At 32.6% G+C, this 11,212-nt stretch carries 11 protein-coding genes; 9 read left to right on the plus strand and 2 right to left on the minus strand.

What is annotated here, in order from left to right; translation table 11 throughout:
- Positions 1-28: 28 nt before the first annotated feature.
- The 4 genes from porX to AC1B0Z_RS03750 all read left to right on the plus strand — a co-directional run bounded on the left by porX (position 29) and on the right by AC1B0Z_RS03750 (position 2,905).
- Positions 29-1,576, plus strand: a complete 1,548-nt coding sequence (gene porX / locus AC1B0Z_RS03735; protein ID WP_483794212.1) for a T9SS response regulator signal transducer PorX — start codon at positions 29-31, stop codon at positions 1,574-1,576.
- 84 nt (positions 1,577-1,660) lie between these two features.
- Positions 1,661-2,077, plus strand: coding sequence for a tRNA (adenosine(37)-N6)-threonylcarbamoyltransferase complex ATPase subunit type 1 TsaE (tsaE, locus tag AC1B0Z_RS03740; protein WP_483794213.1), 417 nt, complete (start codon positions 1,661-1,663; stop codon positions 2,075-2,077).
- A 200-nt stretch (positions 2,078-2,277) separates the two neighbouring features.
- The gene (locus AC1B0Z_RS03745) at positions 2,278-2,421 is read left to right on the plus strand and encodes a hypothetical protein (RefSeq protein WP_483794214.1); all 144 of its coding nucleotides are present in this window, start codon (positions 2,278-2,280) and stop codon (positions 2,419-2,421) included.
- Positions 2,384-2,905: a hypothetical protein gene (locus AC1B0Z_RS03750; protein WP_483794215.1), complete on the plus strand. Its 522-nt coding sequence runs from the start codon at positions 2,384-2,386 to the stop codon at positions 2,903-2,905. Before AC1B0Z_RS03745 ends, AC1B0Z_RS03750 begins: the two co-directional genes overlap by 38 nt.
- A 4-nt stretch (positions 2,906-2,909) precedes the next feature.
- On the opposite strand, the gene AC1B0Z_RS03755 is transcribed toward AC1B0Z_RS03750, so the two are convergent.
- Positions 2,910-5,336 (minus strand): TonB-dependent receptor, encoded by a 2,427-nt coding sequence (locus tag AC1B0Z_RS03755; protein WP_483794216.1) that lies wholly within the window; start codon positions 5,334-5,336, stop codon positions 2,910-2,912.
- A gap of 185 nt (positions 5,337-5,521) precedes the next feature.
- Between AC1B0Z_RS03755 and AC1B0Z_RS03760 the strand changes: the two genes are divergently transcribed.
- The 4 genes from AC1B0Z_RS03760 to AC1B0Z_RS03775 are packed head-to-tail and all read left to right on the plus strand — an operon-like array spanning position 5,522 to position 8,828.
- Complete coding sequence (locus tag AC1B0Z_RS03760) at positions 5,522-6,721, plus strand: alanine dehydrogenase (RefSeq protein ID WP_483794217.1); 1,200 nt, start codon at positions 5,522-5,524, stop codon at positions 6,719-6,721.
- A gap of 29 nt (positions 6,722-6,750) precedes the next feature.
- On the plus strand, positions 6,751-7,110 hold the full coding sequence (locus AC1B0Z_RS03765) for a hypothetical protein (protein ID WP_483794218.1): 360 nt from the start codon (positions 6,751-6,753) through the stop codon (positions 7,108-7,110).
- Positions 7,107-7,700: a sugar transferase gene (locus AC1B0Z_RS03770; RefSeq protein WP_483794219.1), complete on the plus strand. Its 594-nt coding sequence runs from the start codon at positions 7,107-7,109 to the stop codon at positions 7,698-7,700. Before AC1B0Z_RS03765 ends, AC1B0Z_RS03770 begins: the two co-directional genes overlap by 4 nt.
- A 60-nt stretch (positions 7,701-7,760) precedes the next feature.
- Positions 7,761-8,828, plus strand: coding sequence for a UDP-N-acetylglucosamine 4,6-dehydratase (locus AC1B0Z_RS03775; protein ID WP_483794220.1), 1,068 nt, complete (start codon positions 7,761-7,763; stop codon positions 8,826-8,828).
- A gap of 2 nt (positions 8,829-8,830) precedes the next feature.
- Here the strand turns inward: AC1B0Z_RS03775 and AC1B0Z_RS03780 are convergent, their stop codons facing one another.
- Positions 8,831-10,006 carry a proline dehydrogenase family protein gene (locus AC1B0Z_RS03780; protein WP_483794221.1) on the minus strand — a complete coding sequence of 392 codons (1,176 nt, stop codon included), beginning with the start codon at positions 10,004-10,006 and terminating at the stop codon, positions 8,831-8,833.
- A gap of 94 nt (positions 10,007-10,100) precedes the next feature.
- On the opposite strand from AC1B0Z_RS03780, the gene aroB reads away from it, so the two are divergent.
- Positions 10,101-11,168 carry a 3-dehydroquinate synthase gene (gene aroB / locus AC1B0Z_RS03785; protein ID WP_483794222.1) on the plus strand — a complete coding sequence of 356 codons (1,068 nt, stop codon included), beginning with the start codon at positions 10,101-10,103 and terminating at the stop codon, positions 11,166-11,168.
- The last annotated feature ends 44 nt before the right edge of the window (positions 11,169-11,212 follow it).

An 11,212-nucleotide genomic window follows, 5' to 3' on the forward strand; every position in this document is an offset into this window, starting at 1 on the left:
GGGCCACATGCAATAAAATAGAAACAACATGATTAATATACTTTGGGTTGATGACGAAATTGATTTGTTAAAACCTCACATTTTATTTCTTGAAAAGAAAAACTACAAAGTAACAACTTGCAATAGTGGTACAGAGGCCATTGATATTATTGATGAAAAGAATTTTGATATTGTTTTTTTGGATGAAAATATGCCCGGACTCACAGGTTTGGAAACCTTAAATGAGATTAAGGCAAAAAAGGATAGTGTGCCCGTCGTTATGATTACCAAAAGTGAAGAAGAGTATATTATGGAAGAAGCTATTGGCAATAAGATAGCGGATTACTTAATAAAACCTGTTAACCCAAATCAGATTCTACTTTCATTAAAAAAGAATTTAGACCATTCTAGGTTAGTATCTGAAAAAACCACTTCAAATTATCAACAGGAATTTCGAAAAATAGCCATGGATTTAGCTATGGTAAATTCTTATGAAGATTGGGTAAATTTATATCAAAAATTAATTTATTGGGAAATTCAATTAGAGGACATAGAAGATGCAGGGATGTTTGATATCTTGGAGTCTCAAAAAACGGAAGCTAATATTCAATTTGGTAAGTTTATAGATAAAAATTACCCCAATTGGTTTGATGATCATGAGGACGCCCCAATAATGTCCCACACATTGTTCAAAGAAAAAATTGTTCCAGAACTAAGCCAGGAACAGCCAACGCTATTAGTGGTTGTGGATAATTTAAGATATGATCAATGGAAGGTTTTTGAATCAGTAATAAATAATTATTATAAAAAGGAAAAGGAGGAAGCCTTTTTTAGTATACTCCCAACTGCAACGCAATATGCAAGAAATGCCATTTTCTCTGGGTTAATGCCAAGTGAAATGGAAAAACTGTATCCGCAATATTGGAAAAATGATACTGATGAAGGCGGAAGAAATTTACATGAAGCTGATTTTTTAGAAGCCCAAATGCAGCGCTTGGGATTAAACCATTTAAGTTATGAATACCACAAAATTACCAACTTAAAAAATGGGAAGAAATTGGTTGAGAACTTTAAGTCATTAAAAAATAACGACTTAACAGTTGTTGTTTACAACTTTGTAGATATGCTTTCACACGCCAAAACAGAGATGGAAGTGGTTAAGGAATTGGCTTCAAATGATAAAGCATACCGCTCCCTGACACTTAGCTGGTTTAAAAACTCGCCTCTTTTAGAAATGATTCAGCAATCGCAACAGCTCGGGTTTAAGTTGATACTAACTACAGATCATGGTACCATTAATGTAAAAAATCCATCAAAGGTAATTGGCGATAGAGACACCAGCCTAAACTTACGCTACAAAACAGGGCGAAGCTTAACTTTTGAAAAGAAAGATGTACTTTTTGCCGATGAGCCCAAAAACATTCATTTACCCACAATTAACATGAGTAGCTCTTTTATTTTTGCGAAAGGAGACTTGTTTTTCGCGTACCCAAATAACTACAATCACTATGTTAGTTACTACAGAAATACTTACCAACATGGCGGTGTTTCACTTGAAGAAATGATAATTCCATTTACAGTTTTCAGCCCCAAATAATTCCTTGTAATACAAAAAACATCGATGAAATACGTTTTTTGTTAGTTTTTTTGATTTTTTATGCTTAATATTGCGTTAAATTGAATGATTGATTTGGACATTACTTATCGCTTAGATGAAGTTGACGATGTTGCAGAGCGACTAATTGAAATGGTAAACTCCAAGACCATCCTACTTCATGGTAAGATGGGAGTTGGTAAAACAACGTTGGTAAAAAGTATTGCCAAGGCTTTAGGCAGCAAAGATGAAGTAAGTAGTCCTACGTTTTCAATTATTAACGAGTACCTGTTGGATGATGGCTTGTTGTATCATTTTGATTTTTATAGAATAAGTGATATTGAAGAAGCTTATAATTTTGGTATTGAAGAATATTTATATTCGGATAACTGGATTATTATCGAGTGGCCAGATATTATCAAACCACTTTTATCAGATAATTATTGCGATATTTTTTTAGAAGAAAACCATGAAATGTTGAGAAAAATTAAGCTGAAAATTTAAAATATAAACTTAACCGAAACCCAAACGCAGCATGGAAAAACCAACATAACTCATATATTTTTTATAAGATTACGGGAAACCCACAGCAAGAATTTTAAAAATTAATGTTTTTAACATAATTTTAACATTTAACGAAAGTTGTAACCTTAGTCTTTATCTACCTTTGAGGTAATAATTAATTAATTAAATCCCTTAAAGAAATGAAAACAAAAAAGTATGTAATTGCAATCGCAATTTTCGGAGGCATGTTGTTTTTAGCTAACGCAGCTAACCAATACAACCTAGATGCAGAACAAACATCAAAAATTGAAAGAAAGCCATTCAAAGTCCCAAGAAGCGGATAAGAAAATTAATCTATTAAAAGGGAGTCTTATAGCTACACTTATTGCCGTAACTCCCTATTTATTTTCACTGTATAATAGTGTCCCAAGTAGTCAAATTTGGGACACTTTTTTGTTTTCGTATGATAGTAAAAGTTGGGGGAACGCCAATTTAGTAATGTGGATTTTTACAGGAAAAGCCGTTCCTTTAATTTTATTATTTATTTGGTTTTTTACAAACAGGCATTGGTGGTATCATGCCCTTTTAGTACCTATTGCTATGTATATATATCAGATATTCGATTTGTTCTTCCAAGATCAGGATTTAGATGCTTTCCTACTTATTTATATGATTCCCATTATGGCCGTTGTTATTCCATCAATTTATCTTGTTAGAGCCAGAATATTTAATAAAATCAACGAAGCGACAAAATCTCTTGAAGAATTAGAAGAAGAATTTAAAATGTCCCCTAAAAATTTCTGGGATAAAATAAAGCAGTATTTTTAATACGTTATTCCTTCTCTAGACGATCTCGCTCATTAAGATCAATTTCCTTACGCTTTGCGTTTAGTCTATAATTTCCAAATTTATAGTTAAAACCTAACACGAATAATCGGTTCTCTAAATTTGAATCTACAAACCAATCTTGGTTTAAATATCGTGTTGTTTGCGAAAAATTTCTGGTATTAAATAAGTCTCGAACACCAATATTTAATGATGCTCTATTATTCCAAAACGTTTTATTTAGATTAATATCCACACCCAGTCTTTCACTAATATCACTTGGGCCTATAAATATAGAGCTAATATAATCTACACCAATATCAGCAGTCAAACTATTGTCTTTTAAAATACTAAAATAATTCACGACATTAGCATATACGGACCATCTTTCATTACTTTGAAGTTGGTTATTAGTTCCAACTGCGAAAAAATTGTTTTCATAAAAAAACAATGAAGATAGTACATATAGATTCCATCCTTTTGCAATTTCAGTATAAGTGGTAAAATCTAAACCATAAGATTCATTATGATCTATATTCGTAAATACGTATTTCAAGAGCCTATTATCATTATCCTGAATCGGCAACTCTAAAGTAGGGTTCTTTTCATAACGATAGTAAGCCTCAAAAGTGAATATATCGTTTATAGTATATCCTAAAGTAAAACTATCATCTATTTCTGGAAGCAACTTTGGGTCTCCAGTTATAAAAGCATTATCGTTTAAAAAATATCTAAATGGATTTAACTCTCTATATCTTGGCCGATAAATACGCCTATTGTAACTAAAGTATATTTCATCTTTATTGTCTAACCTATTCAATACATAAAAAGAAGGAAACAAATTTGTATACTCATTTGTATTGGTTGAGCTGGTTGATATCGATTCGCCTTCGGTCTCGGTAACTTCAACCCTTAACCCCGCCTTTAAGCTCCAATGCTCCCAATCTTTCTCGTAACTAACATAGCCAGCGAAGTTTTTTTCATCGTATATAAAAACATCTGAATTATCTAGATCTTGTTCAGGGATATTATTTTCAAAATTAAATTGGTCTAAAACATTATCAGAGTTTATGCTAACTGCTTTTATGCCTGCTTCAAATTTAGAACCATCTTCAGAAGGTAGTTTATAATCTATTTGCCCTGTCATTAGTTTTATCTCTTGACTAGAGAACGTCTGAAATCTGTTATCCCTAAAAGATGAGGAGGCTCCAGGTAAAAAATATCCGGTATCTACATTTTGAAACTCTGAAAAATCGTAATCTGTATGGTGTAAATCTATAGATAGTTGCTCGCCATCTCTTTCAAATTTATGTATATATCCTAACGAAAATGCCAGATTGAATTTTTCAGAAACTAAATTGTTGAAAGTTCTAAAAGTAGAGTCGAGAGCCTGATTCGCACCTAATATCTCTGTTAAGCTATTTACCCTAGTTCTGGAATTATCTCTGGGAGCTATTAAGGTATTAGCAGTAAAGTTTATGCTGTTTCGCTCGTTAAAATCGTAATTAATAGTACCGGTAATATTTTGGTTATCAGATTCTCTTTCTCGTTTGAAATCCGTATTCCAAGTAGATACAATATTATTATTATCTATAAAATTAATAGCCTCTAAATTATTTCTGAAATCTTTACGTGGACTGATATTATAATTAATATAAGCACTTAGTTTTTTAGATTTAAAAAAATGACTTGTACCTAAAGAAAACTTAGGGAACTGAAATCCTTGATTATAATTACTAAAAACACTACCATGATACCCAGCAATAATGTTTTTACTAGTTTTTATGTTTAAAACAGCACCTCCTTCTGCGTCATATTTTGCTGGTGGATTGGTGATTACCTCTATAGATTTAATATTATTTGCAGGTGTTGCCTCTAAAAGCTGTTGAACTTCATCGGCAGACAAGTGCACTCTCCTATCATTTATATATACAACAGGCGGCGTATTTTTTACAGAAATAGAACCGTCTCTAACAATAACTCCGGGGGTATGTTTCAAAACATCTAAAACGTTACTGTTGGACAATGTGGAGTTTTCAACATCAAAAACAATACGATCTACCAAGCGCTTAACCGTAGGCCTTTTAGCGGTAACAACTACCTCGTCAAGAGCTTCTTCAGTTTTTTTTAAAATAATTGTTTTAAAATCAACATTACCCGTTAACTTTATTTTTGTTAAAAAACTATTAAACCCTAGAAAACTTATAGTTAGTTGGTACGCTTTTGGCTTTAAATCATCAAACTTAAAAAAACCCTTTTCATCAGTAGTTGTTCCCAATAACAGCGCAGGGTTTTCGGCGTCTTCCAGTACTATATTTGCATATGCAATTTCTAAATCCTTCTCGTCTTTTACAACCCCTTCAATACTGTAATTTTGAGAGAATCCTAAAGAAGAAAATAGCAACATTATAAGGAATGTAATTCTGTAATGCATCAATGGAATTTACTATACAAAATTAGAATAATTAAATTAAAGTATAATGTGCAAATACCGCAAGTTGTTTAACTTATATTCCTACTTATTTTCAAACAATATGCGGGACAACCAAATTATTAGCATATAAAATATTCGTAAAACCAAAAATATTTGTAATTTCAATTTTGATAAACACTACTAAGATGTCTCAATCCTTGTCGCCTTTTACAAAGCAACAATTACTTCCACAAGAAGAAAAATTAGAAATTTTAAAGCATAAAAGGCAACTTTATATAGGTGTTCCCAAAGAAACAACTTATCAAGAAAACCGAATTTGCTTAACTCCTGATGCGGTATCCGCTTTAGTAAGTAATGGCCATAGGGTTTTAATAGAGTCTGGTGCAGGAAAAGGTGCTAGATTTAGTGACAAGGATTATAGTGAGGCTGGTGCCGAAATATCAAGTGACACTACAAAAGTGTATTCCTGCCCAATGATTCTAAAGGTTGAGCCACCAAGTTTGGAGCAAATTAAATTGATGAATCCACAGGCCATCTTAATTTCTGCACTTCAGCTAAAAACACAAACTAAAAAGTATTTTGAAGCTTTAGCAGCAAAACGTATCACAGCCCTGGCATTTGAGTTTATAAAAGATGAGGATGGTACCTATCCAGCAGTGCGCTCCTTAAGTGAAATTGCGGGAACAGCATCGGTTTTAATTGCGTCTGAACTGCTGTCAAATGGTAAAAATAGTTCTGGTTTAATGCTCGGAAACATTAGTGGTGTACCTCCTATTGAAGTTGTTATTCTAGGAGCTGGAACAGTTGGAGAGTATGCAGCAAGAAGCGCTATTGGTTTAGGTGCTGGTATTAAAGTTTTTGATAATTCCATTACCAAACTAAGACGTATACAAACTAATTTAGGAAGATCATTATTTACTTCAACCATTCAGCCAAAAAACCTGATAAAGGCTTTAAAACGATGTGACGTAGTTATAGGCGCTGTGAGAGGTATTAACAGAGCACCTATTGTAGTTTCTGAAGCCATGGTGCAACACATGAAAAAAGGCGCTGTAATTATTGATGTAAGTATTGATATGGGAGGTTGTTTTGAAACTAGTGAAGTTACCTCACATATAGAGCCAACTTTTGTTAAGCATGGTGTTATACACTACTGCGTGCCTAATATTCCCGCAAGATATTCTAGAACTGCATCTATCTCAATTAGTAATATTTTCACACCTTACTTAATGAAAATAGCCGAAGATGGCGGTATAGAAAATTCTTTAAGATTTGATAAAGGTTTAAAAAATGGGTTGTACTTTTACCATGGTATTTTAACAAACAAATCTGTTGGTGAGTGGTTTGATTTAAAGCACAGTGACATTAATCTTTTGATCTTTTAAGTTACGCTCTACTATTTTAACTATTATAAATGAAACTTATTCAACGCATAGGCTACTATCTTGGTGGTTTTTCAATAGGACTCATAATTTTGGCCTTTTTCTTAAGTGGAAAAAAAACATCTTGTGCTTATGGTCCTGAAGCACGGGTTTTAAAAAATATCAATTCTAAATCTAAAGAGTTCTCCAATAAGGTTCTGGAGCAGTATGACGCCAATACCATAAAGGAGCTATTAAAAACTGGTGATGTAAACTTTTCTAAAAGTACGCCAAGGCAAGAACCATGTGGCATCTATTTAATTGAAAGTAGTCTAAATGATAAAACTATTGAAATAACTGTTGAGAATTGTGATAGCCTAGTAAAGGTGAATAATTTGTCTTTTAGGAAATGATAAAACGTGTATTCGACCTTGTTTTTTCTATTTTGGGTTTGGTAGTTCTATTTCCTATCCTAATTATAATTGCCATAATTATAAAACTTGGTTCCAAAGGACCTGTTTTGTTTATTCAAGAGCGCGTGGGTCAACATAACAAGGAATTCAACATCTACAAATTCAGAACCATGTACATTAAATCCCAAAAAAAAGGATTATTAACTATTGGGGACAATGACGCTAGAGTTACCAAAATAGGATATTTTTTAAGAAAATATAAGATTGATGAATTTCCACAACTTTTCAATATCATTAAAGGCGATATGAGTTTTGTCGGTCCAAGACCAGAACTTAGATACTATGTAAATTTCTATTCTCAAGACGATTTGATTATATTTAAAATGAAACCGGGTATAACTGGATTAGCATCCTTGGAATATCGAAATGAAGTAGAATTGCTAAAAAAAGCTAAAGACCCTGAGAAGTTTTTTATCGAGACAATTATTCCTGATAAATTAAGGTACAATAAGCTTTATTTAAAAAAACAGAACTTCTTTTTTGATTTGAAATTGATACTTAAGACCGTTTATAGGGTTATTGCTAAGTAACCATTATTGGAATATCCTCTAATTATTAATACTTTCACCACTTAAGTGCGTTTTGTCTAAATGGATACTACCGTTTTTGAAAGGATTAAAAGTTTAATTGAGTCGTCTGGAATACTTTCAGCAGGTGAACCTTTAATTAATAATACAAATACTTATGACTTCTCAGGAGAGGTAATATTAATTACTGGGGCTGCAGGCTCAATTGGAAGTGGACTCGCAGAACAATTATGCTCAACAAAATTCAAAAAGCTTATTTTCTTGGATAATGCGGAAACCCCTCTATTTTTCTTAAAGAGGAATACTTCCCTAAATTTTCAAAGTAATCTAGAATTCGTTTTGGGAGACATAAGAGATAAAGTTCATATGACGCATCTTTTTGAGGTTTATAGGCCAACTTTTGTATTTCATACAGCAGCTTATAAACATGTCTCCTTGGTAGAAGAAAATCCATATGAAGCCATAAAAACAAATATTTTTGCAACTCAATTGCTTGCGCAACTAGCCTTAGAGTATCATTCAAAAAGATTTATTTTCATTTCTACTGACAAGGCTGTTGAACCTATTGGAGTTATGGGTATGACAAAATCCATAGCTGAAACGTATTTATCAAATCTAAATATCAATTCAAAATCTACTAGGTTTATTTCCGCGCGATTTGGTAATATTTTTGGATCTAACGGTTCAGTTGTTCCATTGTTCATTAAACAAATAAAAACCGGTGGGGTAATTACGATTACAAATAAGGAGGCAACAAGACTATTTATTGACAAGAATGAAGCATGCAATTTAATTTTAGAGTTAGCCAAACTTGACATGAGTGGTCATAATAAAGTGTCTTTTGATATGGGAACGCCAATAAAAATAATCGATTTGGCCGAAGTATTGATTTCTGCATATAAAGCAGAAAATAAAATAGCAATAAACTTTGCGAATCTTACTTCTGGAGAAAAACTTCATGAAGCCATTACGACAGCAGACGAAACGCTTGTTCCTTCAAAACACAAAAAAATATTCTACTTAGTCAAAAAGACTAAGTGCGAAATGGGATCAGACTTGGAAAAACTTTATACAGTAAATTACAAAACTACCTTTCCGCAGATGAAAGAAATTTTAAAAAGTATATGCTAAGCTTATTTTAGTTTTCGCCTTTGTTTCTCTTTTTTTATCAAAGCCAATTCTCTACCTGTTTGTCCTGCAACTGAGGTGTTTTCCTCTGCTCTTCTAATCAAATAGGGCATTACATCTTTTACAGGTCCAAATGGCACGTATTTCGCAACATTATATCCCAAATGTCCTAAATTGAAGCTTATATGATCGCTCATACCATATAACTGTCCAAACCAAATACGCGGGTCGTTATTTAATATCTGCTTTTCATCCATTAATTGCATTAACAAATAGCTGCTATCTTCATTATGTGTGCCTGCGAAAATTGACATACAATCCAGATGATCCGTCATATATCGTAGAGCATTATTAAAATTTTCATCAGTAGCCTGTTTACTTATACAAATTGGCGATTCGTAGTTTTTCCTTTCGGCCCTTTCATTTTCTTTCTCCATATATGCTCCTCTCACCACTTTATAACCAAGATAATAGCCCTCAGTCTTTGCCTTAGCATGTTCCTTCTTTAAAAACGACATCCTATCGTGCCTGTACATCTGTAAAGTATTATATACAATTGGCCTTTCGGTATTATAAATCTTCATCATTTTGGTTATCAAAGCATCTGCAGCATTCTGAATCCAACTTTCCTCTGCATCAATTAATACAGCCACATCATAAGCTTTTGCCTTCTTGCATACAGCATGAAACCTATCCTCTACCCTTTTCCATTCTTCAGTCTCCTCGGCATTCAACTCTAAATTTTCGTTTTTCTTTTTATAAAGCTTAAAACGTCCAAAACCAGAAGGTTTAAAAACAGCAATAGGAATGGCATCTAAAGCCTTGGCAAATTCAATAATATTCAAAACTGTTTTTAGTGCATTATCAAATTCTTGTTCGCTTTCCTTACCCTCAACTGAATAGTCCAAAACAGAACTTACCCCTTTTTCAAACATTCTATCTATTACTGGCAAACAATCTTCCTCATTAATACCACCACAAAAATGGTCAAATACGGTAGAACGTATCAACCCTTCTATGGGTAAATTGGCTTTTAATGCAAAATTAGTTGCAGCAGTTCCGATCCTTACCAACGGTTCTACCGAAATCATTTTAAATAAAAAATAAGCACGCTCTAGCTCAGAATCTGTTTTTAAAGAAAAGGCGATTTCTGTATTATCAAAAATCAAATCAGTAGTCATAAGAAAGTTTTTTTCGTAAAGATAATTATAGCGACGCTATCATTTTATATAAAATCTCCTTAATTTCATGCCCTCTAATAAACAATATTTTTTAATGGATTCTATTAAGGCAAATGACAGTATAATTCACTTTAACAAAAAGTGCTACAGCACTTTAAACCAATATGTACAAGAAAACAATTTTTCTAAAATTTTTGTTTTGGTAGATGAAAATACGCATGAATACTGTTTGCCTCAATTCTTAGAAAAGCTAGATACAGATAAAATTATCGAGATAATTGAAATTGAATCTGGTGAAATTAATAAAACAATAGATACCTGTATTGGTGTTTGGAACGCGCTTTCCGATCTGGATGCTGACAGAAAAAGTTTAATGATTAATATTGGTGGTGGCGTAATTACCGATTTAGGCGGTTTTGTAGCCTGTACGTTTAAAAGAGGAATAACTTTTGTAAATGTGCCAACTACTCTATTATCAATGGTAGATGCGTCAGTTGGCGGAAAGACCGGTGTGGACCTAGGCCACCTAAAGAATCAAGTTGGAGTTATAAAAGATCCAGATTTGGTTTTGATCGATACAAGTTTTTTAAGCACACTGCCCAAAGAACAAATGCGCTCTGGCTTAGCCGAAATGCTTAAACACGGGTTGATAACCGGTGAAAGTTACTGGAATAAGTTTCAAGACCTATCTAAGCTTATGTTAGATGATTTAGATGAATTGATTCATGAATCTGTAATTATAAAACGGGATGTTGTAGTGCAAGACCCTTATGAAAATGGATTGCGAAAAACTTTGAATTTTGGGCATACCCTAGGTCATGCCATAGAATCTTACTTTTTAAGTAATGAAAATAAAACAACCTTATTGCACGGAGAAGCAATAGCCATAGGAATGATTTTAGAAAGTTATATTTCTACCGAACTACTAAAATTTTCTAAAGAAAAAGCAGAAAACATTAAAACACTATTTACTAGTTATTATGGCAAAGTAGAATTCAAATACGAAGATTTATCGCCAATTATTGAACTATTAAAATATGACAAGAAAAATAATCACGGTAATATTAATTTTGTGCTTTTAGAATCGATAGGCAAATGTAAAATTGATTGTTTGGTTGATGAAAGTGTTATTTTGAAAGCTTTTAAATACTACTCAAATTAAAATTTAGATCAATAAAAAAATCCAGTTATAAACTTATAACTGGA

The organism is Hyunsoonleella sp. J2K-J805 (assembly GCF_057167125.1).